Raw genomic sequence first — 24,792 nt, forward strand, 5'->3', positions numbered from 1 at the left:
TGGGCGCTCCCGCTCCGGCCCGCGGACTGTCACCCAGGCTTTCAGTGTAGGAAGGCGGACCTGCTCGCGGAAGGAGTCCTGTTCAGAGGTCGTCGAAGATGAGCAGTCCGCGCGACGTGTCCACCACGTAGATGTACCCGTCACCGGGCACGCGCATGCCGATGGCGCCCTCGTACATGCTGTCCGAGCGGCCCGGGTCCGACTCGCGGAAGGTGTTGAAGTGCGCCACCTCGGTGGGGCGGGTGGGGTCCGCCACGTCCAGCACGCGCACGCCCTCGTGGTAGTGCGCGATGTACAGGCGCGTGCCCACCAGCACCATGTTGTGGATGGAGGTGACGCCGCGCAGCTTGTACTCGCCCACCTTGGCGATGCCGGAGGGGTTCGTGACGTCCAGCACGCGCACGTGTGCGCCGAGCGTCTCCCCGCCCTCGAAGGCGACGGTGCGGCCAGCGAAGGTGCCCACCGCGTTGGCATGGCTGTAGGCGTTCCCGTAGGTGTACCTGCCCAGCAGCGCCGGGTTTTCTCCCCCCACGTCGACGACGAGGAAGCCGTCCACGGTGTGATTCACGTAGAGCCGGCCTTCGGATGCGAAGGCATCATGTGGGTAGCCCGTCCCGTCGCCGTACGCGACGCGGGAGAGGAGCCGGGGCGCGAGCGGGTCCGAGGAGACGTCGAAGATGAGCGTCGCCCCGAGCGAGGGTGACATGGCGTAGAGCCGGTCCCCCTCCACGAAGACGGTGTGCACGTTGATGCTACCGGAGGCGCCCTGCACCTCGGCTCGTCTCACGAAGGAGGGGCTGGCGGGGTCGGTCAGGTCGAAGACGAGCACCCCCGCGTCGCCGCTGGCGACGTAGAGCGCGTGGTCCTTCGCCCAGACGCCATTCCAGTAGGAGTCGTTGGGCAGGGCGAAGGACGCCCGCCGCACGGGGGCGCGCGGGTCGCTGACGTCGAAGACGGTGAGGCCGCCGGGCCGCTGCGCCCCGGTGGGGCCGGAGACGACGTAGGCATGGCTCCGGGTGACGTACACGTCCAACGGGTAGCCGCGCTCCACGACGGACTCGGAGACGCGCTGGAGCCCGGAGGACTCGGGCTCGTTCTCCCGCCACGTCATGCGCTCCGCGCGGAAGGTGCCTCGGGCGCGGAACTGGCCGTTCCTGCACACGGCGAGGCAGCCGGTGAACGTGCGCGGGCCGGACGCCTGGCAGCCGGCGAACACGTACCGGTCCGTGGTGCCGCCGCGCGTCTGCTGCGACGACAGGAGGAAGGTCTCCGCATCCACGCGGGAATCGAGCGGGGGCTGTCCCAGGACTCGCAGCGGCTGTCCGGAGGCGTCGAACTGGAAGCCCGCGGAGCCGGGGCTGCCGGTGGCGTTCGCTCCCTCGTAGCGGAGCTCCGCGCGGTAGATGGCGCCCTGCCGTTCCAGGCCCGCGAGCGAGCCGCGTTCACAACCCGACAGGTCGAAGAAGGTGGCCGGGTCGCCACAAGCGGTGGAGGAAGCCTGCACGGAGCACGCGGACAGGGGGCCGGGGTCGGTCCACTCACCGTTCTCCGGGAGCTGCGTCCAGAACCCGTCATAGGGGACGGAGGGGGGCTCCGCCAGCGGTGCGGGGCCGCCCTGCTGCTCGGAGGAGCAACCGGCCAGCGACGCGGCGCAGGTGAGCGCCAGGAGCAGGCGCGTGGCACGGGAGGACATGAAGGACCTCTTCGGCTTCGGGAAGGACGCCCGCTCCGGCCTCGGGGCGCACGGCGGCGGAGCTTAGAGGCCGTCCCCCGTGCCGGGAAGTGGCGCCACCCGGGGAGTGGAGGCGGGCGGACAGGTGCCCGCCTCCGCCCGTGCCGGGCCTCAGAGCTCGTTGAGGATGAGCAGGCCGCGCACGGAGTCCGCGAGGTACACGTACCCGTCCCCGGGGACGCGGACGCCGTAGGTGCCCTCGAAGATGTTGTCCGTGCGGCCGGGGTCGCTCTCCCGGAAGGTGTTGTAGTGCGCCACCTGCCGCGGCTTCGTCGGGTTGGACACGTCCAGCACGCGCAGGCCCTCGTGGTACCAGGCGATGTAGAGGCGGTTGCCGCGCAGAATCATGTTGTGGATGGAGGTGACGGGGCTCAGCCGGAACTCGCCAATCTTGACGATGTGCGCGGGGTCGGTGACGTCCAGCACGCGAAGGTGGGCGGCGTTGAACTCCGTCCCCTCGAAGGCGATGGTGCGGCCGGCGAAGGTGCCCACCGCGCTGTGGTGCGCATAGGCGCCGTGCACGTACTGGCCCAGGTGCCGCACGTTGTTGATGTCGGTGACGTCCACCACCGAGTACCCACCGAACGTGTTGCTGATGTAGAGGCGGCCCTCGTAGGCGAAGGCGTCATGGGTGCTGCCGAAGGTGAATTCCTCCGGCAGGGCGATGATGGTGAGCAGGCTGGGGGCCAGCGGACTGGAGACATCGTAGACGTACGTCACGCCCAAGGGCGACATGGCGTACAGCCGGTCCCCATCCACGAGCACGGTGTGCGCGCCGCCCTCCCCGGCGGACAGGTGTCGGACGTACGCGGGCGCCCCCGGGTCGGTGATGTCGTAGACGACGACGCCCGAGCGGTTGCCGGCGATGTAGAGCGCGTCGCCCCTGGCCCAGACGCCGTTCCAGGACGAGTCACCGGGCAGGCTGATGGAGGTCTTGAAGACGGGGTGGGCCCGGTCGCTCACGTCGAAGACGGTCAGCCCGCCGTTGTCGCCGGCGCGCCAATAGATGGATACGACGTAGGCGTGGTCCTTCGTGACGTAGACGTCCGCGGCGTCGCCCAGCGCCACGGGCGACTCGGAGATGAGCCGCAGCCCGCCGGACGACTCCGGCTCACCCGGCCGTCCCGGCATGCGGTGCGCCTCGAAGGTGCCGGTCTGGCTGAACCTGCCGTTGACGCAGCGGGCGTAGCATCCGGTGATGATTCCGGGGGACGGCACCTGGCAGCCCGCGAGGGCGGTGAGGGTGGTCCGGGTGCGAATCGTGCGGCTGCTGGAGAGGAAGAAGGTTCCGCCGTCCGTGTTCCGGATGTTGAGCGGCTGGCCGTCCAGCGTGTCCGTCCCCCCGTCCGAGTGGAGCATGAAGCTGGCGAAGTTCGGGCTGATGCGTGTCCCACCGTCGGGCAGGAGCGTCTCGCCGCGCAGGTCTGACAGGTGGATGCCGTGCGGCGTCAGGCCCGCGAGCGCGTCCGGGGAGCACCGCGACAGGTCGAACCGGGAGAGGTCCTCGCAGTTGATGGTGGTGGGGTCCCCGGCGGAGTCGAAGGTGCACGGCGCGAAGCGGCCGCGGTCCAGCCAGTCTCCGCGCTCCTCGAGCACGGTGTAGCCGCCGTCCCAGGGCTCCTCGAGCGGGCCGGAGTCCGGTGTCCCCGAGTCCTCTGCGCCGGCATCGGGCGTGGGGTTCGGGGTGGAGTCGTCATCACAGCCGGAGAGCACCGACAGCATCAGCACACAGGCGGACAGCACCAACCGGTGCGAGCGCGGGGGAGACCTCATGTGGACCTCGGCGGGCAGGGCGCCATCCACGAGGGTGGTGGCTTCATCCCAACGTCTTCGGACGCCCAGTTGCGCTCGTGCTGCCCGAGATGGTTGCGGCGTGATACGCGACTCGCGCCGCGACCGCGGATTCGCGGCGCTTCGAGCCCTGTTGGTCCTGGCATTGCAGCGGGCCAGGGGGGAGAAGGGTAGGGTGGGGGGGCGATGCCCATCACTCGTCTGGAAATCGCGGGATACCGCTCGGTGCGAAGGCTCTCGCTGGAGCTGGGGCCGGTGAATGTCATCGTCGGGCCGAACGGCAGCGGCAAGACGAACCTGTACCGCGCGCTCTACCTGCTGGTGGCGGCGGCGGAGGGGCGGCTGGCGCGCACGCTCGCGGAGGAGGGCGGTACGCCCAGCGTGCTGTGGGCGGGCTCGCGCGAGGGGAAGAAGCCGGTGCGGCTGACGGTGGGCGTGGAGCTGGGGGAGCTCGCGTACGAGCTGAGCTGTGGCGCCGTCCCGCACGACCCGCATTCGCCGGTGCCGGACCCCTTCAAGCTGGACCCGGAGGTGAAGGAGGAGCACCTGTGGGCCTTCTCGGGAGGGCGCAAGGTGGTGCTGATGGAGCGCAAGGACCGCACGGCCTTCCTGCGGGACGCGGAGGGAACGCGGGTGTCGTTCCCCACGCAGCTCTGGAGCGCGGAGTCGGTGATGGACCAGCTCGCCGAGCCGCACCGCTTCCCGCGTCTGGCGGAGGTGCAGCGCACGCTGCGCGCGTGGCGCTTCTACCACCACTTCCGCACGGACCCGGACGCGCCCATGCGGCACCCGCAGGTGGGTGTGCGCACGCCGGTGCTGGCGCATGACGGGAGGGATTTGGCCGCGGCGCTGTTGACCATCCACGAGATTGGCGACCGGCGCGCGCTGGAGCAGTGCCTGGACGAGGCCTTCCCGGGCTCGCAACTGGAGGTGCGCTCGCCGGAGGGGCGCTTCAGCGTGTACCTGCACATGCCGGGGCTGATGAGGCCCATGGCCGCGGCGGAGCTGTCGGACGGGACGTTGCGCTACCTGTGCCTGCTGGCGGCGCTGCTGAGCCCCCGGCCGCCGCCGTTCCTCGCGCTGAACGAGCCGGAGACGAGCCTGCACCCGGACCTGCTGGAGCCCCTGGGCCGGCTCATCACCCGCGCGGCGAAGCACAGCCAGGTCTGGGTGACGACGCACGCGGAAGCGCTGGCGCGCGCGGTGGCGGAGCGCTCACACTGCGAGCCGGTGCACCTGGTGAAGCACGGTGGCGCCACGGAGGTGGCGGAGGGCGGAGCGGGCGGGTCATGACTCCTGGCATCTATCGAGTGCACAAGCCGGTGGGCCCCACGAGCTTCTCGGTGGTGCAGGCCTTCCTGGAGGAGACGCGGGCGCGGCCGGGGAAGCGCGTGCCGGTGTGCCATGGCGGCACGCTGGACCCATTCGCCGAGGGGCTGCTGCTGGTGCTGGTGGGCGGAGCCACGCGCCTGTTCGAGCTGCTGCACGCCGTGCCCAAGACGTACGAGGCGGAGGTGGTGTGGGGCACGGAGACGGACACGGGAGACCTGCACGGCCGGCCGGTGCACCAGGGGGACGCGGCGGGGCTGACGCCCGAGGTGCTGGACGCGGCGCTCGCGCGCTTCGTGGGCTGGACGGAGCAGGTGCCGCCCGCGACGAGCGCGAAGAAGGTGGGCGGTGAGCCCGCCTACCGCAAGGCGCACCGGGGCGAGGTGGTGGAGCTGCCGCCGTCGCGCGTGTACCTGCACTCGGCGCGGTGGCTGTCACACGCGCTGCCGCATTCGAGCCGGCTGCTGCTGACGTGCCGGGGCGGCTACTACGTGCGCTCGCTGGCGAGGGACGTGGGCCGGGTGCTGGGCTGTGGCGCGCACCTGTCCGCGCTGCGGCGCACGGCGATTGGCCCCTGGGAGGACCCGGGCCCGGGACAGCGCGTGGGGGTGCATGGGCGCGAGCTGCTGCCCTGGTGCCGGTCGAGGCCGCTGACGGACGCGGAGGTGGGCGAGCTGCGGAATGGACGTTCCATTCCACCCGGCGGGGTGCGGCCCCCGGACTGGAGGCTGCCGCCGGGGTTTCCCGACCCCGAGGCCCCGGTGCGCGGCTTCCACCTGGGGAGGCTCACCTTCCTCCTGCGCGAGCGCGAGGGCGCGCTGTGGAGCGAGACGGAGCTGCGCGGCGGGCTGTGACGGGGGACGGGGAGCTGGTGACTCCCGTCACCACCTCCCCGGGCCCGGTGATGACGGTTGTCACCGGTGGTGACTGTTGTCACCACCCCCCGAGCCCGCTCCGTTCTCCCAACCCATTGAAAAGACTTGGAAGTGGAAGTGCGGCCACCGGCGCTGATGTGTGGCACGCTGCGCGCAATAGGCAGGGTCATCACGCTCCAACACGGAGACTCCAAATGACCACCCGCCTTTCCGCCCACCTCGCCACCGCGTCCTTCCGCGTCACGACGACCACCACGAAGGTGGAAGTCCAGACCGCCCAGTCGGCCACCGAGCCCGCGCGCAACCCGCTCGCGGACACCCGCCACGGCATCACCGCGGGCGGCTGCTTCCCCCGGGATGACTTCTTCCCCCGGCCGCTTCCTGGCCGCTGCGGCACCCCGCCGTTCCCGACGACGCCGGGCGGCTGCTTCCCGCCCCCGACGAAGCCGGGCGGCTGGTCGCCGCTGGACCTGGGTGCGCTGGTGGAGCTGGGCAAGCTGGACCAGACGAAGGGCCCCATCGGCGCCGAGCAGCTCGCGGATGCCATCAAGAACGGCACGGCGGACCTGGACGGCCAGGCGGCCGCGGGTGAGTTCCGCGCCTTCGCCGAGTGGGCGCAGAAGAACGCCGACCGCCTCACGCCCGAGGCGAAGCAGGTGATGGACATCTACGCGAAGTACGCGGCGAAGTCGCAGGCCGCCGGCCAGACGGGCATCCCCCAGGCCGAGCACGACAAGATGCTGGCGGAGATGGCCAAGGTCGGTGACCAGGGCGCGAAGAAGGCGCTGGCCGGGCTGGACAAGCTGGCGGCTCCCATCTCCGGCCGCGACATGGCGCGCGCCATCGAGCGCGGCGCCCGCGACGCGGACGGCCAGACGAAGGCCGAGGTCGACGCCTTCAAGGACTGGGCGAAGAAGAACGGCGACAAGCTGTCTCCCGAGGCCAGGGAGGTGCTGGGCATCTTCGAGAAGCACGCGGGCAAGGCCACGGCGGACGGCGACAAGGACCTGTCCCGCGCCGAGTGGAAGGCGATGCTCAAGGAGTTCCGCGGCGTCGGTGACGTGAGCGCGAAGAAGGCGCTGGAGAAGCTGGACAAGGAGCAGGGCCCCGTCTCCGGCGAGGACCTGCTGCAGGCCATCCGCGAGGGCGTGGCCGACACGGACGGCCACTCCACCACCTCCGAGCTGCGCGAGTTCCAGCAGTGGGCGCGCGAGAACAAGGACCGCCTGACGCCCGAGGCGCGCAAGGTGCTGGCGACCTACGAGAAGTTCGCCAAGGCCGCGGGCCCGGCGGGCATGTCCCAGGCGAAGTTCGACGAGATGCTGAAGGAGGCGGGCCAGTTCAAGACGTTCCGTGACGACTCCATGCGCACCGCGCTGGAGAAGCTGGACGTGAAGAACGGCCGCGTCTCGGCGAAGGACCTGACGGAGGCCATCAAGGCGGGTGCGGGGGACCACGACGGCCAGGCGGCGGGCGTGGAGTTCGCGGACCTCCAGAAGTGGGTGCGCGACAACTACAGCCGGCTGGGGCCGGATGCGCGCAAGGTGCTCGACATCTACGAGAAGTACGCCACCCGGGCCATGTCCCAGGGCCAGACGGGCATCAACAACGCGGACTTCCAGCGGATGCTGCGCGAGATGAGCCGGGTGGGGGAGCCGGTGCACCGCCCCACGCACCTGGTGGGGTGAGCTGAATTCCTGGCGGACTCACGTCGCGGGAGCCCGGCGGGGGCCGGGATGCGGGGGGCCGCACCTCCCGCGGCGTGAGCGAGCCGGGTGTTGTCCGGGGGCCTCTGCCGGGGGGGCAGGGGGCCAGAGGTGCCCGGGCTGTCGGGGGACGGCCCGGGGACACTTCTCCCCGGCGGAACAAGCGTGAGGCGCCTCGGACCGTTGGGGGACGGTCCGGGGCGCTTTCCTTCTTCCGCGGCGGCCTACTTCTTCGCCTTCGCCAGCGTGTCCCTGGACACCTGCACCACGTTGTCCACGGTGAAGCCGAACTTCTGCTGGAGCGCCTTGATGGGCGCGGACGCGCCGAAGCTGCGCATGGCGATGGCGTTGCCGCCGGAGCCCACCCAGCGGTCCCAGCCGAAGGCGGCGCCCTTCTCCACGGACACGCGGGCGGTGACGGACGGAGGCAGCACGCTGTCCTGGTACTCCTGGGGCTGCTGCTCGAACAGCTCCCACGAGGGCAGGCTCACCACGCGGGCCTTGATGCCCTCGGCCTTGAGCTTCTCGTAGGCCTCCAGGCACAGGTGCACCTCGCTACCGGTGCCGATGAGCACCAGCTCCGGCTTGCCACCCTCCGCGTCCGCCAGCACGTAGCCGCCGCGCGCCACGCCCGAGGCCGCGCCGTACTTGCTGCGGTCCAGCGTGGGCACCGGCTGGCGGGTGAGCACGAGCACCACCGGGTGCTTGCGCTGCTCGCCAATCACACGCCACGACTCCACCACCTCGTTCGCGTCCGCCGGGCGCAGCACGATGATGCCCGGAATGGCGCGCAGCGAGGCGAGCTGCTCCACCGGCTGGTGCGTGGGGCCGTCCTCGCCCAGGCCGATGGAGTCGTGCGTGAAGATGTGCAGCGCCGGCAGCTCCATCAGCGCGGACAGGCGGATGGCGGGGCGCTCGTAGTCACTGAAGATGAGGAACGTGGCGCCATAGCCGCGCAGCTTGCTGAGGCACAGGCCGTTGACGATGGAGCCCATCGCATGCTCGCGCACGCCGAAGTGCACGTTGCGGCCGGAGTGCTCGCCCGGCTTCATGGGCTCCGAGCCGGTGATGTACGTCTTCGTGGACGGGTTGAGGTCCGCCGAGCCGCCCACCATCCACGGGTAGTGCTTCGCCACCGCGTTGAGCACCTTGCCGCTGGACTCGCGGGTGGCCATGCCCTTGGCGTCGGCGGGGAACGTCGGCAGCTCCGAGTCCCAGCCCTTCGGCGGGTCTCTGCGCTGCATGCGCTCCAGCTCGTCGGCCAGCTCGGGGAACTGCTTGCGGTACTCGGCGAAGCGCTGCTCCCAGGCCTCGCGCAGTTGCTTGCCGCGGTGGCCCATGCGCTCCTGGAAGCGCTCGCGCACGCCGTCGGGGACGAGGAACTTCGCGTCCTCGGGCCAGCCGTAGTTGCGCTTGGCGCCCTTGATTTCCTCCTCGCCGAGCGGCTCGCCGTGGGCCTTCGAGGAGCCCTGGAGCTTGGGGGCGCCCCAGGCAATCTGCGTGGTGACGATGATGAGCGTGGGCTTGCCGCGCAGCGTCTTGAAGGTGCGCAGGGCCTCGCCCAGGGCGGCGAGGTCGTTGCCGTCGGCCACGCGGAGCACGCGCCAGCCGTAGCCCTCGAAGCGGCGGCCCACGTCCTCGGTGAAGGCCAGGTCGGTGCTGCCGTCGATGGAGATGTGGTTGCTGTCGTAAATCCAGCAGAGGTTGGGCAGCTGGAGGTGGCCGGCGACGGAGGCGGCCTCGGCGGCGACGCCCTCCATCAGGTCGCCGTCACCGCAGATGGCGTAGACGTCGTAGCTGAACAGCTCGAAGCCGGGGCGGTTGAAGTGGCCGGCGAGCCAGCGGCTGGCCATGGCCATGCCCACGCTGTTGGCGACACCCTGGCCCAGGGGGCCGGTGGTGGTCTCCACGCCGCTGGTCCACCGGTACTCCGGGTGGCCGGGGGTGGACGAGTCGAGCTGGCGGAACTTCTTGATGTCGTCGAGGGAGATGGTGGGCACGTCCTCGACGCGGTAGTCCCGGGTGACGCGCTTCACCCCGGCGAGGTGGAGCAGCGCGTACAGCAGCATGGAGGCATGGCCGTTGGAGAGGATGAACCTGTCCCGGTCCGGCCAGATGGGGTTGGACGGGTCATAGCGCAGCTCCTGCTGCCAGAGCTGATACGCCACGGGGGCCAGGGACATGGGCGCCCCCGGGTGGCCCGAGTGGGCCTGCTGTACCGCATCCATGGCCAGGGTGCGGATGGTGTTGATGCACAGCACGTCCTGCTTGTCGGTCGTCATGGTGTCCTCGCGCTCCCGCTCGCGTGCGGCGCACCATGCCGTAACTGACGCCCGAGTGCCGCACCAAACGCGAGCCCCGCCCACCCGGCCGTCGGGCAGTCCACGGGGCGCGGGGAATTCCTGCCCCGCGGGGCAGGGGAATGGACCGCGAAGGGCCTACGGGCGCTTCACCGCCGTGCCGCCACGCCCTTCACGGTGCGTCCGCGCGTCAGGTGCGTCACCGCCTCGCCCAGGCCCTCCACGGTGAGGGGGAACATGGGGAAGACGCGGGCGATGACGGAGATGGTGCCCGTGCGCCACGTGCCCATCGGCTCGGGGTTGAGCCAGACGTTGCGCTCGAAGTGCTGCGCGAGCTGCATCAGCCACGTCAGCCCTTCCAGCCCGTCCGCCTTGTAGTGCCCCTCCGCGTCGGTGCGGATGGACAGCTCGTACGGGGCCATGGAGGCGTCGCCCACCATGACCAGCTTGTGGTGCCGCCCCACCTGCGCGGTCAGCTCCGGAACCGTCATTCCGCCCGTGAGCTGCGGGGTGGCGTACAGCTTCCCGTACACGCAGTTGTGGAAGTAGAAGATGCGCAGTTCCTTGAAGTGCGTCGCGTGGCTCGCCGCGCTGAACAGGCGGCTCATCACCGCCGCGTACGGGTCCATGGAGCCGCCCACGTCCATGGCCAGCACCACGCGCGTGTTGGGCCGGCGCGGCGGGCGCGTCACCACCTCCAGCTCGCCCGCGTTCCTCGCGGTGGCGGCGATGGACTCGTCCACGTCCAGCTCGTCCGGTGACCCGTCCCGGGCGAAGGCCCGCAGCTTGCGCAGCGCCACCGCCATCTGCCGCGTGTCCAGCACCAGGTCATCGCGGTAGCCCGCGTACCTGCGCGCGCCCGCCTGCATCAGCGCCATGCCCTGCCGGCCGCCCTTGCCGCCCACGCGGATGCCCTCGCGCGCGAAGCCCCCGTTGCCGAAGGGCGACGTGCCCCCCGTCCCCACCCACCGGTTGCCGCCGTCGTGGCGCTCCTTCTGCTCGCGCAGCCGCTCCTCGAGCATCCGGCGGATTTCCTCCGGGTCCAGCTGCTCCAGCAGCGCCAGCTCCTCCGGGGACAAATCGCGCCGCTCGCGGGCCTCCTCCAGCCAGGACAAGAGCTCCTGTGTCAGCTCCAGGCCCGCGGTCTCCACGCCCTTGAAGTGCGCGAGGAACGCCTGGTCGAACGTGTCGAGCTGCGTCTCCGAGTGGACCAGGAGCGCGCGCGCCACGTGGTAGAAGCCGTCCAGGCCGCTGTCGTGGAGCCCGGCTCGCAGCGCTCCCGCCAGCGCGAGCGCCTCCTGCGCGCCCACCTTCACCCCGCGCCGGCGCAGCTCGTAGAAGAATGGCAGGAACATGGCGCCCTCTCCTCGCTAGGCCCGGGGCCGCCGCCCGCGTCCGAAGGCCTCGGCCACGGACACCAGGTCCTGCTCCTTCTTCAGCAGGGCCCCGAGGAACGGCAGGCTCTCGTCCAGCTTCACGTCGGTGACGCCCTGGGACTTGAGCACGGCAATCCAGTCGATGAGCTCGCTGGTGGAGGGCCGCTTGCGCAGGCGGGTGAAGTTGCGCAGCTCGTAGAAGACCTTCAGCGCCTGCTCCGCCAGCGTGCCGTCCAGCCCGGGGTGGTGGACGGCGACGATGCGGCGCATGAGGTCCGCGTCGGGGAAGTCGATGAAGTGGAAGACGCAGCGGCGCAGGAAGGCGTCCGGCAGCTCCTTCTCGTTGTTGGACGTAATCACCACCACCGGGCGGTGCTTCGCCACCACCTCGTCGCCCGTCTCGGTGACGCGGAAGCGCATCCGGTCCAGCTCGTGGAGCAAATCGTTGGGGAACTCCAGGTCCGCCTTGTCCACCTCGTCGATGAGGAGCACCACGCGCTCGGGGGCGGAGAACGCCTCGCCCAGGGGGCCCTGGCGGATGTAGCGGCGGATGTCTCGCACGTCCCCGTCGCCGAAGCGCGAGTCATACAGGCGCTGCACGGTGTCGTAGACGTACAGGCCGTCCTGGGCGCGGGTGGTGCTCTTCACGTGCCAGGTGAGCAGCCGGTGGCCCAGCGACTGGGCAATGGCCTCGGCCAGCAGCGTCTTGCCCGTGCCGGGCTCGCCCTTCACGAGCAGGGGCCGCTGGAGCGTCAGCGCGCAGTTGACCGCGGCCTGGAGGCCCTCGTTGGTCAGGTAGGAATCGGTGCCTTTGAAGCGGACGGGGGTGGGAACCGGAGTCATGGCCCGTCTCCTTTAACATCCGCGGCCCCGTCGCGGGGGCCCTCTTCGAGGCCCGCCCTCCCCCCGCACCTGCCCTTCCGGGCACGTCAGACCGGACCCGTAGGCTCGTCCGTATCAAGGAAGCGGCCAGGCGGCGTTTCGTAAGAAAGCCCGCCCGGCCCGTTACTGGAGCAGGGCCGGTTTTCCTGGAGGCGTCGTCGTGGGTCATCCGTTCGTTCCGACACTGCTGGTGGTGTGGGCGCTCTCCCTGGCGTTGCGCGCCTGTGGTGTGACGTCCGCCACCCTGCCTCCCGAGCGTCAGGCGGTGCAGTCCGCGGACCCGGCGGCGGACACCGAGCCCGTCCCCGCGCCCCGCGCGCGTGGGTGAGAACGTCTCTTCCGGCGGCTACGGCGTGACTCAGCGGGATGTATGACTTCGCCCGCTGGCCAACCGTTGAGGCTGGTTCTGTATGGATTTCACGCGCGGAGCCCGGGGTGACGTGTATTCTGCCCCGCGATGGATATCGCGAAAGCCCTTGGGGAGATGTTCCGCCGCGAGCTGCAGGCGCAACTGGCGCCGCTACAGGCGGCCGTGCGTCGCATGGATGAGAGTCTCGAGGCCCTGGAGCAGCTGCGCTCGGCGACGTATCGCCTGGCGCCGCTGACCAGCCGGCTCGGCTCCATGGCCGGGGTGAGGACTGCCTCGGTGATTCCGGAGCCCGCGCCAGCGCGGGGGCCGGGACGTCGCAAGCCGCCGGCGGGCGCTGCCTTGAAGAAGGGCCGGGCCGCCGCGGCGAAGAAGGCCCCGGCTCCGGCGCCGGTGAAGCGCGCGCGGGCGGAAGAGGGCGCGCGGGCCTGCGCCATCATGGGCTGCAAGCGCCCGAGCCGCTCGAAGGGTTATTGCTCGGCGCACTACCAGAAGCTGCGCCTGCTGATGCGCACCAACCGCCGGCCGGCGGAGTGGGTGGACGACGCGAAGCCGCAGTCCGTGCGCGAGGTGAAGCTGCCGCGCGGGCGCGCCGCGAGCAAGGCGCTGAAGGAAGGGGCCCGCGCCCAGCCGGCAGCGCCCGCCGTGCCGCCCAAGCCCAAGGCGTGGGTGCGCAAGAAGGGCAAGAGCGGCATGGTGTCCCTGCACTGACCCGCGGCGCGGCGCCGCTCCCTCTGGGGGGGCGGTGCATCCCGGCGGGTGTGCTGGACCTGTCACATCCAGTTCCTGTCCTCTCCCGAGGGACGCGGCTGGCGCTTCCGTGCGTGGCCGCCGAGGGACCTCCGCCAGACGGGCTCCGGGCATCCGTGAGCGCACCCCAGGCGAGCGGCTCGCTGCCGGACATCCCCGCGCGCGCCGTCGTTGACAGTGCCCGGCTGGTGGTGGGATTCGGGCCGCATGAGCGAGCAATATCCAGTCACCGTGGCGGTGCGTCGCCCCGACGGGCGCGTGGAACAGGTGCGCGTGGGCACGGCGGTCCGGAGCGGCGAGGGCTTCACGCTGACGTTGGGAGAGATGTCCATTGGAGGCACGCCGGACGCGGCGGCCCCGGCCGCGCGCCGGTCGGCCCCGGCGGGTGGCGGCGGTGGTGGTGGCGGCGACGGGATGGTGTTCCCCAACTACGGCCGCAGCAAGGGCGCCCCCATCGCGGGCGCGAGCATGCAGGACCTGGAGTTCTACGCGAACGGCGCGCGGCGCACGCTGAATGACCCGAGCAAGTCGCGCTGGCACGACAAGGAGCGCCAGCTCCTGGCGGCCATCGAGGCGGAAATCGCGCGCCAGCAGGGCGGCGGTGGTGGTGGCGGCGAGAGCTACGGCGGCGGCCGGGGCGGTGGCTACGGCGGCGGCCGGGGCGGTGGTTATGGTGGGGACGACGACATCCCCCCGCCGGGCGACGACGACAACATCCCGTTCTGAGACGTCCCCGCCAGACGCGGCGAAGACGTGGGAAGGCCGGTCCATCTTCGGGTGGAGCGGCCTTTCCTGCTCGTGGGGGTGGGCCCCTCACGCCGCCCCGTGGGCCGCCCCCGCATACGGCAGCCACACGGTGAAGGTCGTTCCCTGTCCGGGAGCGCTCTGGACGGACACCTCTCCGTGGTGGCCGTCGACGATGCGCCGGACGATGGCGAGCCCCAGGCCGATGCCGCTGGCGCGGGTGGTGAAGAACGGCTCGAAGATGCGCGCCCTCACCTCCGGGGCCATGCCGTGCCCCGTGTCGGAGATGGTCAGCCGGGCATGCGGGGTGCCGTCGCGCGTGTCGGGCTCGAGCCGCGCGGTGAGGGTGCCTCCTCGCGGCATGGCCTGCACGGCGTTGGTGAAGAGGTTGGTGAGGGCCACGTGGAGGAGCTGCGGGTCCACGGCGACGGGGGGCAGGCGCTCGTCCACCTCGCGTGACACGGTGATGTGGGGACCTCCGGAGCGCAGGGACGCCGTCAGCGCGCCCTCCACCACCGGCTGCAGGGGCTGGGGCTCGAGCCGGGGCTCCACCGGGCGGGTGAAGTCCAGCAGGTCGTTGACCAGCAGGTCCAGCCGGTGCACCTCCTCGTCCATGATGCCCAGCAGGGTGCCCGCGGGCCCCTCCGTGGCCTGGGGCGCCAGCCGGCGCAGGGCCGCCACGGCATTGGCGATGGCGCCCAGCGGGTTGCGCACCTCGTGGGCCACGGTGGCGCTCAGCTCGCCGAGCGCGGCCAGTCGCTCGCGCCGCACCAGCTCCGCCTGCGTCGCCGCGAGCGTGCGCAGCGACTCGCGCAGCTCCCGGTTGAGGTGGCTCACCTCGTCCTGGGCCCGGCGCCGCTCACTCAGCGCGCTGGCCAGCAGCAGCCCGGACAGGCTGGCGCCGGCGAGGAAGGACTGGAGCCACGCGATGCTGGCGTTGTGGAACGCCGCCTGGGCGAAGGGGCCACCGCCGCGGGCGGTGTGCCAGAGCGCCACCGTGGACAGCACGGCGGTGGCCAGGGCCGCGCCTCGGGCCTCGCAGCGCAGCGCCGCCCAGAGCAGGAAGGGGAAGACCAGGTAGGTCATCGGGTGGAAGACGGACGCCGCCAGCGCGCTGGTGTTCGGCGTGCGGAACACCAGGTGCGTGGCCACGCCCAGGCACACCAGCAGCGTCGCCAGCTCCGCGCGGCGCCGGGGCGCCCACCGGGCCGGGCCCCCCGCCAGCCAGGTGAGCAACAGCGGTGCCACCACCAGGACGCCCATGGCGTCGCCCACCCAGAACACGCGCCAGGCAGGCCAGAACCCGTCCAGCGCCAGGTGCCCCCGTGCCACCAGCATGCCGACGCCGAGCGTGGCGCCGAGCGCGGTGCTGGCGAGGGCCGACAGCCCCGCCAGCCCGAGCACGTCCTTCACCCGGTCCAGGGAGGCGTGGAAGCGCACCAGCCGGCGCAGGAGGGTGGCCCCCACCAGCGCCTCCAGCAGGTTCCCCGCGGCGATGGCCAGCATGAAGGGCGAGCTCTTCCATTCCGGGTGGAGCGCGAAGGAGCCGGTGACGGCGGCGGCCAGCAGCAGGCCGGGCCACTCCCGGGAGCGGGTGAGCAGCAGGCCCGCGAGCGCCACGCCGCTGGGGGGCCACATCGCGGACACGTGCTCGGGCGGGAAGACGAGCAGCCCGCCGAGCCGGGCGGACAGCGCGTACGCGGCGGCGAAGAACACCAGCCGCGTGAGCGGCTGCCACCTGCGGCGGTTGGGCTCGGAGGTCGACACGCGCGATGTCTCGAAGGATGCCATGGGCCTCGGGCGCGGTGGGGGCGGCGAGACGCTGTTTCACGGGCCGCAATCCGGCTCCGGTACTGCGAGAAAACGGTGTTGCACGGCCCGACGAGTTGAACACGACACCCATGGTGAATTCAGGACTCACAGATAGAAAGGGCCGCTCCCCCGGTGCTTCACCCTGAAGTACTGCCACTTCAGTCTTGAATCTCACTCTTGCCGCCAGGAACTACGCCAGCTTGGCACGAGGCCTGGCGGCCGTGTGCTTCAAAAGTGAAGTGCCCTTCGGGACAAGGCGACAGTCATTTCAATGACTTTGTTCGTGGCCTGGATCCTGCTCAACCCCGACAAGCCAGGGAATCCCTCCCATCCGGCAGAGCTGTGAAATGACGGGGCCATGAAATGACACCCAACATCTGTGTCGTCGGCGCGGGAGCCTTCGTTCCTTCACGGGCCGTGAGCAACGCGCGTATCGCGCGAGCCATCCCGGGATGGCCGGCGGAGCGCATCGAGGAGAAGATTGGCGTCCGCGAGCGGCGCTTCCTCTGGGACATCGACGAGGTCTCGGGCCGGGCGGTGCCGCCGCCGGAGAACGACGGGCACTTCTACCCGGCCAACAACACGGACATGTGCGAGGTGGCGCTGCGCAAGGCGCTCGCGCAGTCGGGTGTGGACGCGGGTGAGCTGGACGCGCTCTTCGTGGTGACGTGCACGCCGGACGCGCCGCACTTCAACCACGACGCCATGGAGCTGCACCGGCGGCTGGAGCTGCGCGAGGACGCCTTCGCGCTGCTGGTGGACGACGGCTGCGGCGGCACGCCGTACGTGCTGGACATGGTGAAGAAGATGATGGACGGCGGCCGCTTCCGCACGGTGGCGGTGGTGGCGTCGGCCTTCACGTCGCCGCTGGTGAACCGCGAGGTCTACACGGACGAGCTGCCGCCCGGGCCGGGCCGCCCGAAGGCGCTGTCCGGCTACCTGTCCATGTACGTGTTTGGCGACGGCGCGGGCGCGGTGGTGCTCCGCGCGAAGCCGGGCGAGGCGGGGAGCGAGGGAATCATCGCGTCCTTCTCCGGCAACGCGCACGGGGACCTGGTCATCCGCAAGGGCGGTGGCCTGCTGAAGCTGCCGTACCAGCCGGGACGGATGCGCCCGGCGGACATGGCCTTCATCGTGGACGGCTTCAAGGTGGCGCGCAGTTATCCCGAGTACATGCAGAAGTGCCTCGACACGGTACTCGGCCCCCGGCCGGAGCTGCGCTCCCAGGTGCGGCGGTACTATTTCCACCAGCCCAACAAGCGTGTCATGGATGCCTTCGTGGCACGCGCCGGCCTGCCGTCCGAGACGGTGGCGTGCAACGTGGACCGATACGGCAACACGTCTGCCGCGGGGATGCTCATCCTGCTGGCCGAGGACCTGGAGTCGGGCCGCGTGCGGCTGGGGGGAGGAGACCTGGTGGTGGTGGCGGCGGTGGGAGCGAACATCCACTACGGCGCACAGCTGGTGAGACTATGAGCGACAAGAGCGGACCCCTCTCGGGGCTCGAGCCGAGGGTAGCGAAGGACCTGGAAGAGCGGCTGGCCCTGGCCACGCGTGACGACACGGCGCGTGGGCTGTTCTTCAACGGCGTGGTGGGCGCGGTGCGCTCGCTCGGCGGCGACAGGGCGGTGGAGCGCTGCCTGGCGGCCAGTGGTGAGAAGAAGTTCACCGACTTCTTCAACTACCCGGTGGCCTCGTTCCTGAAGCTGGCCTACGCGGCGGCGCAGGTGATGGGGCCGCAGTACGGCGGCTTCGATGGGGCGCTGCGGCGCATGGGTGTGCAGGCGACGACGGACTTCCTGTCCTCGGCGGCGGGCAAGACGCTGTTGCTGCTGGCCTCGGACAGTCCGAAGCGGCTGCTGGGCAACCTGCACGCGGGCTACCGCGCGGCGGTGAGCTACGGCGAGCGCGGCGTGAGCTGGACGGGTGACAAGAGCGGCATCTTCACCATGAAGCGGGACTTCATGCCGCCGCCCTACCACGAGGGCACGCTCCTGGCGGTCATCGAGGCGGTGGGGGGCAAGGGCGTCGAGGTGCACGGCCGGCAGACGGGGCCGCTCGACACCGAGTACACGCTGTCCTGGCAGTAGCGGTCCGGGGCTCGAGCGGAAGACGCGCGGCGGGAGGGAGGGCGCACGGGAGGCGTGTGTCCGCTGGCGCGTCGCCGGAAGCAGAACCCGCGGTTTGAATGGAGGGGCTCGCATGTCGCGTATTCACGGCGGTGCTGTGGCGGTGCTGGGAATGCTGGCGGTGGTGGCGGTGTCGTCCGAGGCCCGAGCCGGGGAGGTGGTGTACCAGTTCCGCTCCGAGGAGGACCCGGCGAGCCCTCCGGACCCGGCGGTGTGCGCACAGGCGCCCTTCGCCGTGAATGTGAAGCTGGGCGGGAGCCTGTACGTGCCGCTGCACCGGCCCCGGGATGGGAAGGTGGTGTACGAGGGGCGGAGGCGGGTGGGGTCGGCGACGGCGTGCGTGCGGCTCACGGACCCCACGTTCCCGCCGGGACAGCAGGTGCCCTTCTACGCGCGCTTCAACCTGCCGGACGGGAGCTTCACGGCGCTGGGGACGTGCACGCTGGTGAGCAACGACGTGCCCCAGGCGGGGCTGGTGCTGGCCGGGTGCGCGCTGCGGCTGGTGGAGGTGCCCGCGGGCTTCGTGGGCGGTACGGTCTCGAGCACCGCCGTGTTCAACCCGGCGCGCCTGCCCGGGTTCGCGACGGGCTCGTACTACACGCTGTATGCGTACCGCGACGGCCACCACCGCGACGCGCGTGAGCAGTGGGAGGCGTGGGAGGCCGCGCAGGCCGAGGCCCGGGCCGAGGAGTAGGCACGGGGGCGCGGCCCCAGGCGAGGCGGGTGAGATGCGACCGCGACGGTCCAGGAGTCGTCAGGGAATGGCTCCCCGGGCGAGTGCGCGTTTCCCACCGTCAGTGCGGCGGAGGAAGATGCGCCCATGGACAGCAAGCGGATGGAGCTCTTCGCGGCACTGGGGTACCGGGCGCCAACGGCCTCGCGTCGTGGGCGCACGGTGGGCCCGGCGCGGGAGCGGACGGCGGTAGTCCTCGAAGGCGTGAGCGGTGACGCGGCCGGGTTGGAGGCGCAGGAGCTGCCTCCGCTCGAACCGGAAGCGCTGGACGCGCTGCGGGCGCGCTTCCTGAGTGAGCCGGACGAGGTGCTGCACCTGGCGCGCGAGAGCATGGGCGCACCGGTGTCGGAGCTGGACTTCGCGCGCGTGCTTCAGGAGGTGGAGCAGGCGCTCCGCGCGCCGGAGGAAGCGCTCCAGGCCCTGAGGCAGCCGCCCTTCCGCGCGAAGGCGTCAGTGGAGTTGCCGCCGGACTTCCGTTTCCCGCTGATGACGAGCGAAATCCCCATCGACCCGTCGCGGACGAAGTTCGAGCCGGTGGCGGACCTGCGGGGCTGGCTGCTCTTCACCGGGAAGGCCTGGCTGCGCGGAGCCACGGTGCCGGTGGCCCCCTTCCGGAGGCACGACGACCCGCGCCACCCGAGCCGCTTCCGCTATGCACTGCGCGAGCCCGCGCCGGGCAGGCCCGTGGAGGTGGCGCTGTTCTCGGACTTCGGCACGGGCGAGTACCCGGCGCGCTACGTGGCGCGGCAGCTCCTCATGCGGGGCGAGCGGCTGGAGTACGCGGTGCACCTGGGCGGCGTGTACTACGCGGGCCGGCAGGGCGAGTTCGACGCGCACATGGCGGAGCCGCTGGAGTCGCTGCTCCCGGTGACGACGGTGCTGACGCTGAACGCGAGCCCGGAGATGCGCTCGGGAGGCTCCCCGTACTTCCGCTACCTGGACGAGCGGCGGGGGGCCGCGAGAGCCCGGCAGGTGCAGGAGGGCAGCTACTTCTGCCTGGCGTCGGAGCGCTTCCAGCTCATCGGCCTGGACACGGCGTACTTCGAGCCGGGGCGGCACCGGGAGCCGGCGCTGCTGGGCTGGCTGGAGTCGGTGCTCGTGGAGGGACGCCGTCGCGGGGCGGTGAACCTCCTGATGAGCCATGGCGCGCCGTACCGGTACGGAAGCATGCGGACCTCCGAGCTGCTGGAGGACCTGAAGGCGCTGGTGGTGGAGCAGTCCCTGGCGGACCTGTGGCTCTGGGGGAGCACGCCGTACGGAGCGCTGTTCGACAGGGGGCAGGGGCTGCCGTTCCTCGGTGCGAGCCTGGGGCACGGAGGCCTGCCGGTACGGAGGGCGGAGCCGGGCGGCGCTTCCCCCGCGCCGCTGCGCTTCGTGGAGTCCCGGCCGCGCTTCCCCGAGTGGACGGGCGTGCGCCCGGAGCTGGGCAACAACGGCTATTGCTCGCTGCTGCTGCACGACGACGGAACGGTGGCCATGCAGTTCCTCGACTGGATGGGGAACGTGCGCTGCACGGTGAAGCTGGCCCGAGAGGGCCGCGGGCCCCTGGTCATCCAGCGGCTCGAGCCCGGCGGGGAGTGACGGCGCGCGCTCACAGCCACACGCGCGTGTACCAGGGAGCCCGCGCCGGCACGGACCTCATGCGTTGCACGTCGCGAGGCCGGGGCACGGTGGTGTACCGGAGCCGGTAGCCGCGCGGCAGGGCCTTCCAGTAGGTGACCTGCCAGGGGGCCAGCTCCTCACCGCGCTTCGACTCGTGGACGGGCTGGTTCTCGTCTCCGAGCGTCTCGTGGAAGCGGAGCTCCTCCTCGGCGGTTTCGAGGCTCGCGGCCTCGATGACCCATGTGTCCGGAGCATCATCCGCGGTCGGCTCCTGCCCGGCGTTGACGTAGCGGCTCCAGTCGGGGCGGGCGTGCCGCTCCCAGACGGCGCCGCCTTCGGGCGTCAGCGCATAGCCGAAGAAGGAGCGGGGCCGGCGCGCGTCGATGGCGCGTGAAATCTGCTCCGGGGAGTACAGCTCCTCCAGTCCATCCGGAAGCTCATGGACGCGGATGAGGCCGCGCTCGGCGAGCACGGACAGCCGCTCACAGAGCTCCTCGCGGGAGAACCGCGGGTCATCCGGCATGTTGAGCGCGACGTGGGGATTCGGCTCCACGAGCATGTGCAGCGGCGTGGGCAGCTCCAGGACGACCTCCAGCAGCCAGAGGTCCAGCACGTCCACGGTCTCGTTCTCGGGCTGAGGCGACATGGCCCGGGAGGATAGAGCATCCAGGCGCGCCGGGCACGGAGCCAAGGGCAGGCGGGCATTTGGTACGATTTCGGAACTTCCGAAATCGGAGCATGTGTTATGGGGGGAGCATGAAGCCGCTCCGCCTGGTCCTGGACGTCCACCGAGCCACCCACCGCATCGGCCTGTTCCTGGAGGCCACCGAGCCTCCACTGGACGTGTCGCAGGGGGAGGCGCACCTGCTGGCGTACCTGCTGGAGTCGGGGGACACCTCGCTGGGCGCGCTGCATGCGGCCTTTGCCCACAAGCGCTCCACGCTCACCAGCTACGTGGACAGGCTGGAGGCGAAGCGGCTGGTGCGCCGGGAGCTGCGGCCGGAGGACCGGCGCTCGTTCCAGGTGTCACTGACGGCGGCCGGCCGGACGCTGGCGGCCCGGGTGCACCGGCGCCTGGAGGCGCTGGAGGAGGCGGCGCTCGAAGGCCTGTCGGCGCGAGACGTGGAGGGACTCACGAAGGGGCTCACGGCCCTCGCCGAGGCGGGAGAAGAGGCCCGCCCGGCACGCAAACCACGCAAGAAGGGAGGCGGATGATGAGCAGTGCAGCGGTGAAGCAAGAGGAGAGACGTGACGAAGCCGCCCGGGCCGCGGGCCCGGACCTGACGGACGCGGGCTTCCTCGCGGCCATCGAGGCGACGACGTACCCGGGCGCGGACTTCCGGCACCGGGAGCACGTGCGGCTGGCCTGGGTGTGTCTGCGGCAGAGCGGCTTCGAGGCCGGACTGGCGCGGGTGCGCGGCCTCATCCAGCGCTACGCGGCGGCGCTCGGCGCGACGGGGAAGTACCACGAGACGCTCACCCGGGCCTGGGTGGAACTGGTCCAGGCGGCGCTCGACGCGGCGCCGGACGCCCCATCCTTCGACGCCTTCCTGGAGGCGAGGCCCGAGCTGGGCGACGCGAGGCTGCTGGAGCGGCACTACCGGAAGGAGACGCTGGACTCGGCGGAGGCGCGCGCCGGCTGGGTGCCTCCGGACGTGGCGCCGCTGCCCGCGAGGGACGGCGTCCAGCGATAGGGAGCGGAGGGGCGCCCGGGAGGACTCCTCACGGCCCCTGGATGCCGCGCTCCTTCATGTACTTGTCCAGGGATGCCCGGGCCGTGGCGCGGACCTTGTTTCGGAGCATCGGGGACCACCCGAGCACCAGCCCCACGGGCCCGAGCGCCTGGCGCGACCACGCCCAGAAGTCGAAGTGGTCGCGGTGGCGGACAATCTTCCCGTCGCGGAACTCGAACTCGGCGTCGATGCGGTTGAGCACCTTCCGGCCAGTGGTGCTGAAGGTGTATCGCGCGTCCCAGTGGGCGCGGCCGGTGCGGTCATCGGCCTGGACGTCGCGGAAGGTGAGCTCCAGGTCCTTGCCGCGCTCGCAGAGCATGCTCCACATGGCGGTGACCTGGGCGTAGCGCAGGCCGACGAAGGCCTCGTCGGTGAACTCCACGTCCGGGTGGTAGCAGGCGGCCATGGCCTTGGCGTCGCGCCGTTGGAACGCGGAGTAGAAGTCGGAAATGAGCTGGGAGTGCGGGTGCATGGGGCCCGTGTAGCAGACCTCTCAGTGTGCGCGCCCCAACTGTCCGACGCTTACCTCCGGGTAAGGAGGTCATCCGGGAGCCGCCGCCGGGGCGGGGGCCCGGGGTGTACGCCTCCGGACCGTTGGTGTGCGGAATGGCGCGGCGGCGGCCGGCGGTGCATGGCAGATTCGGCCCCATGGCTCGCGACATCGTCATCTGGCCCCACAAGGTTCTCACCTCGCCCACGAAGCCCGTGACGGACTTCGGCCCCTCGCTCCAGAAGCTGCTGGAGGAGATGGCCGAGTCGATGAAGGAAGCAGAGGGCATCGGCATCGCCGCCAACCAGGTCGGCGAGCCCCTGCGCGTGGCGCTGGTGGGCCGCGAGGACGGCACGTTCTTCGAAATCGTCAACCCGCAGGTGTTGGAGAAGAAGGAGAACGTGACGCTGGAGGAGGGCTGCCTCTCCGTCCCGCGCGAGTGGGAGAAGTGCCCGCGCTTCCACAAGGTGAAGGTGCGCTACCAGGACAAGGCGGGCGAGTGGCACGAGCTGGAGGCGGAGGGCCGGCTCGCGCACGTGCTCCAGCACGAAATCGACCACCTGGACGGGCACGTCTTCGTGGACCACCTGTCCAGCCTCAAGCGCACGCTCATCCTGGACCGGATGAAGAAGCTGCAGAAGGTGAAGGCCCGGCAGAAGGGCTAGCACCGCGACACTGGGGGGAGCCATGACCGCGCAGAGCATTCCGGAGCGGGTGAGGGACTTCCGCGACGGGTACCGCGCGAAGTACGTAGGTCCGCGCTACTCCGGGCGGGCACACTTCGCCTTCACCAGCCTGGGGTCGCTGGCGGTGATGGGCTTCTCGCTCTCCCGCCTGGAGGGCGTGCTTCCACTCGAGTGGCTGACGGTGCCCGCGGTCTTCCTCCTGGGGAACGTGGTGGAGTTCCTCGGGCACCGCGGGCCCATGCACCACCGCCGGCGTGGGCTGGGGCTGCTCTTCCAGCGGCACACCGAGCAGCACCACCGCTTCTTCACCCACGAGGCCCTCGCCTACGAGTCCTCGCGCGACGTGAAGATGGTGCTCTTCCCACCCGTGCTGCTGCTCTTCTTCCTCGGGGCCATCGCCACCCCGCTGGCGGCGCTGGGCTTCGCGCTCGTGTCCCCCAATGTGGGCTGGCTCTTCGCGGCCTCGGCAGTGGGCTATTACCTGACCTACGAGTGGCTGCACTTCTGCCACCACCTGCCCCCCGAGCACCCCGTGGCCCGGCTCCCGCTGATGCAGCGGCTGCGGCGCCACCACCAGGTGCACCACGACCCGTCGAAGATGCAGCGGCACAACTTCAACATCACCTTCCCGCTCTCCGACTGGCTCTTCGGCACGGCGTGGCGGCCGGGAGCAGAGAGCGCGGGAGATCAGTCAGGGGCGCCCGCGCGCCACGACGGCCTGGACGTCTAGAGACACTCTGCCCGCCTGCTGTCCGGGCTGTAAGGCGCTGATTTTCCAGGAGAAGGTGGCGTCCCGGAGGAGGGGGTTCACACCCATGGAGGGGCTGCATAAATCCCCGATTGCGACGGCGTGACCTGAACCTTCGATCAAGAGCATTTGACGGCCACGTCACAACGCGTTAGTTACTGGACCTCCGCACGACGCACCGGGGCTGGTCACCGGGCGGCGAACGGGGGGAAGAAAAAGGTCGGCGAAGGTTGTTGACCCTTGTCGCGGCGGTGGTAGAAGCCGCGCCCCCTCGGACGGGCGGCTCAGCGAAGCAGCAGGCCGGGCGGAAAAAAGATGTGAAGGATCCACCAAATAGGTTGATCCGGGACGCGGTGAAGGTGGTAGAAGCCGCGCCCCACCCGAGGCGGTACAGATCGGGAGCTGGCAGCGAGAATAAATCGGGTCGACGAAGCGGTTGACTCGAGACGCGGTGGTGGTAGAAGCCGCGCCCCTCGCACCGAAGCCCGCGCACTGGCGCGGAAGGCACTTCGGAGGCGAGGCAGCAGCAAGCGAAATTCAGAATACGGCGGTCAACGCAGCAGGTTGACAGAAAACGCGGCGATGAAGTAGAAGCCGCGACCCCGACGAAGGGAAAGCCCGGGAAGAAGTTGAACGGGCGACTCGGTCGGGAAAGTCAACGAAGCAGCGGTTGACACGGGATGCGGCGAAGCGGTAGAAGCCGCGCCCCCTCGAAAGAAAACAGCGGAAGCCACTGGGCGGCGCTGAGGACTTCGAGAGGCCAGCGAGGACGCGAAAGTCGAAGTTGACAGCGGATGCGGACTCGAATAAAGAATGCAGCCCCGCCGGTTGAAAACGGCAGGCAGCAAGAGCAGCAACGGTAGCAAAAAGTCGTCAGCAGCACAAGCGACTCGGTCTTTGAAAACCAAATAGCAAGCCCAAGTAGAAGACAGATTGCGGAAACCGCAGTCAATTCTTTGAAGGTGCCAGCCAGGTCGCGCTGCGAAGCGCAGCCGGCAGCACCTACC

The 24,792-nt window shown here is 70.8% G+C and carries 23 protein-coding genes; 14 read left to right on the forward strand and 9 right to left on the reverse strand.

Features of this window, described 5'->3' with window-relative positions; genetic code table 11:
* Positions 1–82: 82 nt before the first annotated feature.
* A complete protein-coding gene (locus K8638_RS22570) occupies positions 83–1,693 on the reverse strand; it encodes an LVIVD repeat-containing protein (RefSeq protein ID WP_223756648.1) in 1,611 nt (536 codons plus the stop codon).
* A gap of 150 nt (positions 1,694–1,843) precedes the next feature.
* On the reverse strand, positions 1,844–3,505 hold the full coding sequence (locus K8638_RS22575; protein WP_223756649.1) for an LVIVD repeat-containing protein: 1,662 nt from the start codon (positions 3,503–3,505) through the stop codon (positions 1,844–1,846).
* Between the two features lie 204 nt (positions 3,506–3,709).
* On the opposite strand from K8638_RS22575, the gene K8638_RS22580 reads away from it, so the two are divergent.
* The 3 genes from K8638_RS22580 (at position 3,710) to K8638_RS22590 (ending at position 7,415) form a co-directional block, all read left to right on the forward strand.
* Entirely contained in the window at positions 3,710–4,816 is a 1,107-nt protein-coding gene (locus tag K8638_RS22580) for an AAA family ATPase (RefSeq protein ID WP_223756650.1), read from the forward strand.
* Positions 4,813–5,706: a tRNA pseudouridine(55) synthase TruB gene (gene truB / locus K8638_RS22585; RefSeq protein ID WP_223756651.1), complete on the forward strand. Its 894-nt coding sequence runs from the start codon at positions 4,813–4,815 to the stop codon at positions 5,704–5,706. Before K8638_RS22580 ends, truB begins: the two co-directional genes overlap by 4 nt.
* A gap of 215 nt (positions 5,707–5,921) precedes the next feature.
* On the forward strand, positions 5,922–7,415 hold the full coding sequence (locus K8638_RS22590; protein ID WP_223756652.1) for a hypothetical protein: 1,494 nt from the start codon (positions 5,922–5,924) through the stop codon (positions 7,413–7,415).
* Positions 7,416–7,657: 242 nt separating this feature from the next.
* Here K8638_RS22590 and tkt read toward each other — a convergent pair whose 3' ends face one another.
* The 3 genes from tkt to K8638_RS22605 all read right to left on the reverse strand — a co-directional run bounded on the left by tkt (position 7,658) and on the right by K8638_RS22605 (position 11,952).
* Positions 7,658–9,715, reverse strand: a complete 2,058-nt coding sequence (gene tkt / locus K8638_RS22595; RefSeq protein ID WP_223756653.1) for a transketolase — start codon at positions 9,713–9,715, stop codon at positions 7,658–7,660.
* Between the two features lie 167 nt (positions 9,716–9,882).
* Positions 9,883–11,088, reverse strand: a complete 1,206-nt coding sequence (locus K8638_RS22600) for a VWA domain-containing protein (RefSeq protein WP_223756654.1) — start codon at positions 11,086–11,088, stop codon at positions 9,883–9,885.
* 15 nt (positions 11,089–11,103) lie between these two features.
* Positions 11,104–11,952 carry a MoxR family ATPase gene (locus tag K8638_RS22605; RefSeq protein WP_223756655.1) on the reverse strand — a complete coding sequence of 283 codons (849 nt, stop codon included), beginning with the start codon at positions 11,950–11,952 and terminating at the stop codon, positions 11,104–11,106.
* Positions 11,953–12,151: 199 nt separating this feature from the next.
* Here K8638_RS22605 and K8638_RS22610 point away from each other — a divergent pair, with 199 nt between their 5' ends.
* The 3 genes from K8638_RS22610 (at position 12,152) to K8638_RS22620 (ending at position 13,834) form a co-directional block, all read left to right on the forward strand.
* On the forward strand, positions 12,152–12,319 hold the full coding sequence (locus K8638_RS22610) for a hypothetical protein (RefSeq protein WP_223756656.1): 168 nt from the start codon (positions 12,152–12,154) through the stop codon (positions 12,317–12,319).
* A 213-nt stretch (positions 12,320–12,532) separates the two neighbouring features.
* Positions 12,533–13,069, forward strand: coding sequence for a vegetative protein (locus tag K8638_RS22615; protein ID WP_370644082.1), 537 nt, complete (start codon positions 12,533–12,535; stop codon positions 13,067–13,069).
* 246 nt (positions 13,070–13,315) lie between these two features.
* On the forward strand, positions 13,316–13,834 hold the full coding sequence (locus K8638_RS22620) for a hypothetical protein (protein ID WP_223756658.1): 519 nt from the start codon (positions 13,316–13,318) through the stop codon (positions 13,832–13,834).
* An 87-nt stretch (positions 13,835–13,921) separates the two neighbouring features.
* Here K8638_RS22620 and K8638_RS22625 read toward each other — a convergent pair whose 3' ends face one another.
* Positions 13,922–15,619 carry an MASE1 domain-containing protein gene (locus K8638_RS22625; RefSeq protein WP_223756659.1) on the reverse strand — a complete coding sequence of 566 codons (1,698 nt, stop codon included), beginning with the start codon at positions 15,617–15,619 and terminating at the stop codon, positions 13,922–13,924.
* 408 nt (positions 15,620–16,027) lie between these two features.
* Between K8638_RS22625 and K8638_RS22630 the strand changes: the two genes are divergently transcribed.
* From K8638_RS22630 to K8638_RS22645, 4 genes are all read left to right on the forward strand, one after another.
* Positions 16,028–17,140 (forward strand): 3-oxoacyl-ACP synthase III family protein, encoded by a 1,113-nt coding sequence (locus tag K8638_RS22630; protein WP_223756660.1) that lies wholly within the window; start codon positions 16,028–16,030, stop codon positions 17,138–17,140.
* Complete coding sequence (locus K8638_RS22635; protein WP_223756661.1) at positions 17,137–17,754, forward strand: DUF2378 family protein; 618 nt, start codon at positions 17,137–17,139, stop codon at positions 17,752–17,754. Before K8638_RS22630 ends, K8638_RS22635 begins: the two co-directional genes overlap by 4 nt.
* A 112-nt stretch (positions 17,755–17,866) precedes the next feature.
* Positions 17,867–18,487, forward strand: coding sequence for a hypothetical protein (locus K8638_RS22640; protein WP_223756662.1), 621 nt, complete (start codon positions 17,867–17,869; stop codon positions 18,485–18,487).
* A 126-nt stretch (positions 18,488–18,613) separates the two neighbouring features.
* Positions 18,614–20,107, forward strand: coding sequence for a hypothetical protein (locus tag K8638_RS22645; protein WP_223756663.1), 1,494 nt, complete (start codon positions 18,614–18,616; stop codon positions 20,105–20,107).
* A 10-nt stretch (positions 20,108–20,117) separates the two neighbouring features.
* On the opposite strand, the gene K8638_RS22650 is transcribed toward K8638_RS22645, so the two are convergent.
* A complete protein-coding gene (locus K8638_RS22650) occupies positions 20,118–20,774 on the reverse strand; it encodes a hypothetical protein (RefSeq protein WP_223756664.1) in 657 nt (218 codons plus the stop codon).
* A 110-nt stretch (positions 20,775–20,884) separates the two neighbouring features.
* On the opposite strand from K8638_RS22650, the gene K8638_RS22655 reads away from it, so the two are divergent.
* A complete protein-coding gene (locus tag K8638_RS22655) occupies positions 20,885–21,343 on the forward strand; it encodes a MarR family winged helix-turn-helix transcriptional regulator (protein ID WP_223756665.1) in 459 nt (152 codons plus the stop codon).
* Positions 21,340–21,822: a hypothetical protein gene (locus K8638_RS22660; protein ID WP_223756666.1), complete on the forward strand. Its 483-nt coding sequence runs from the start codon at positions 21,340–21,342 to the stop codon at positions 21,820–21,822. The genes K8638_RS22655 and K8638_RS22660 overlap by 4 nt, the downstream gene beginning before the upstream one ends.
* Positions 21,823–21,850: 28 nt before the next feature.
* Here the strand turns inward: K8638_RS22660 and K8638_RS22665 are convergent, their stop codons facing one another.
* Entirely contained in the window at positions 21,851–22,333 is a 483-nt protein-coding gene (locus tag K8638_RS22665) for a nuclear transport factor 2 family protein (RefSeq protein WP_223756667.1), read from the reverse strand.
* Between the two features lie 176 nt (positions 22,334–22,509).
* Between K8638_RS22665 and def the strand changes: the two genes are divergently transcribed.
* Together def and K8638_RS22675 are read left to right on the forward strand one after the other, a co-directional pair.
* Positions 22,510–23,016: a peptide deformylase gene (def, locus tag K8638_RS22670; RefSeq protein ID WP_223756668.1), complete on the forward strand. Its 507-nt coding sequence runs from the start codon at positions 22,510–22,512 to the stop codon at positions 23,014–23,016.
* A gap of 22 nt (positions 23,017–23,038) precedes the next feature.
* Positions 23,039–23,767 carry a sterol desaturase family protein gene (locus tag K8638_RS22675; protein ID WP_223756669.1) on the forward strand — a complete coding sequence of 243 codons (729 nt, stop codon included), beginning with the start codon at positions 23,039–23,041 and terminating at the stop codon, positions 23,765–23,767.
* Between the two features lie 673 nt (positions 23,768–24,440).
* On the opposite strand, the gene K8638_RS22680 is transcribed toward K8638_RS22675, so the two are convergent.
* Positions 24,441–24,792 (reverse strand): hypothetical protein (locus K8638_RS22680; RefSeq protein WP_223756670.1); only part of this gene is annotated, 352 nt, incomplete at its 5' end.

The organism is Myxococcus sp. RHSTA-1-4 (assembly GCF_020037125.1).
GTDB lineage: Bacteria > Myxococcota > Myxococcia > Myxococcales > Myxococcaceae > Myxococcus.

Bases quoted from the DNA above. Each gene is read 5' to 3' on its own strand.
- K8638_RS22645 (WP_223756663.1), top strand. From the start codon at position 18,614: ATGGACAGCAAGCGGATGGAGCTCTTCGCGGCACTGGGGTACCGGGCG.
- K8638_RS22615 (WP_370644082.1), top strand. From the start codon at position 12,533: ATGGATGAGAGTCTCGAGGCCCTGGAGCAGCTGCGCTCGGCGACGTAT.
- K8638_RS22650 (WP_223756664.1), bottom strand. From the start codon at position 20,774: ATGTCGCCTCAGCCCGAGAACGAGACCGTGGACGTGCTGGACCTCTGG.
- tkt (WP_223756653.1), bottom strand. From the start codon at position 9,715: ATGACGACCGACAAGCAGGACGTGCTGTGCATCAACACCATCCGCACC.
- K8638_RS22620 (WP_223756658.1), top strand. From the start codon at position 13,316: ATGAGCGAGCAATATCCAGTCACCGTGGCGGTGCGTCGCCCCGACGGG.
- def (WP_223756668.1), top strand. From the start codon at position 22,510: ATGGCTCGCGACATCGTCATCTGGCCCCACAAGGTTCTCACCTCGCCC.
- K8638_RS22655 (WP_223756665.1), top strand. From the start codon at position 20,885: ATGAAGCCGCTCCGCCTGGTCCTGGACGTCCACCGAGCCACCCACCGC.
- K8638_RS22600 (WP_223756654.1), bottom strand. From the start codon at position 11,088: ATGTTCCTGCCATTCTTCTACGAGCTGCGCCGGCGCGGGGTGAAGGTG.
- K8638_RS22665 (WP_223756667.1), bottom strand. From the start codon at position 22,333: ATGCACCCGCACTCCCAGCTCATTTCCGACTTCTACTCCGCGTTCCAA.
- K8638_RS22570 (WP_223756648.1), bottom strand. From the start codon at position 1,693: ATGTCCTCCCGTGCCACGCGCCTGCTCCTGGCGCTCACCTGCGCCGCG.
- K8638_RS22580 (WP_223756650.1), top strand. From the start codon at position 3,710: ATGCCCATCACTCGTCTGGAAATCGCGGGATACCGCTCGGTGCGAAGG.
- K8638_RS22575 (WP_223756649.1), bottom strand. From the start codon at position 3,505: ATGAGGTCTCCCCCGCGCTCGCACCGGTTGGTGCTGTCCGCCTGTGTG.
- K8638_RS22605 (WP_223756655.1), bottom strand. From the start codon at position 11,952: ATGACTCCGGTTCCCACCCCCGTCCGCTTCAAAGGCACCGATTCCTAC.
- K8638_RS22630 (WP_223756660.1), top strand. From the start codon at position 16,028: ATGACACCCAACATCTGTGTCGTCGGCGCGGGAGCCTTCGTTCCTTCA.
- K8638_RS22635 (WP_223756661.1), top strand. From the start codon at position 17,137: ATGAGCGACAAGAGCGGACCCCTCTCGGGGCTCGAGCCGAGGGTAGCG.
- truB (WP_223756651.1), top strand. From the start codon at position 4,813: ATGACTCCTGGCATCTATCGAGTGCACAAGCCGGTGGGCCCCACGAGC.
- K8638_RS22660 (WP_223756666.1), top strand. From the start codon at position 21,340: ATGATGAGCAGTGCAGCGGTGAAGCAAGAGGAGAGACGTGACGAAGCC.
- K8638_RS22675 (WP_223756669.1), top strand. From the start codon at position 23,039: ATGACCGCGCAGAGCATTCCGGAGCGGGTGAGGGACTTCCGCGACGGG.
- K8638_RS22640 (WP_223756662.1), top strand. From the start codon at position 17,867: ATGTCGCGTATTCACGGCGGTGCTGTGGCGGTGCTGGGAATGCTGGCG.
- K8638_RS22590 (WP_223756652.1), top strand. From the start codon at position 5,922: ATGACCACCCGCCTTTCCGCCCACCTCGCCACCGCGTCCTTCCGCGTC.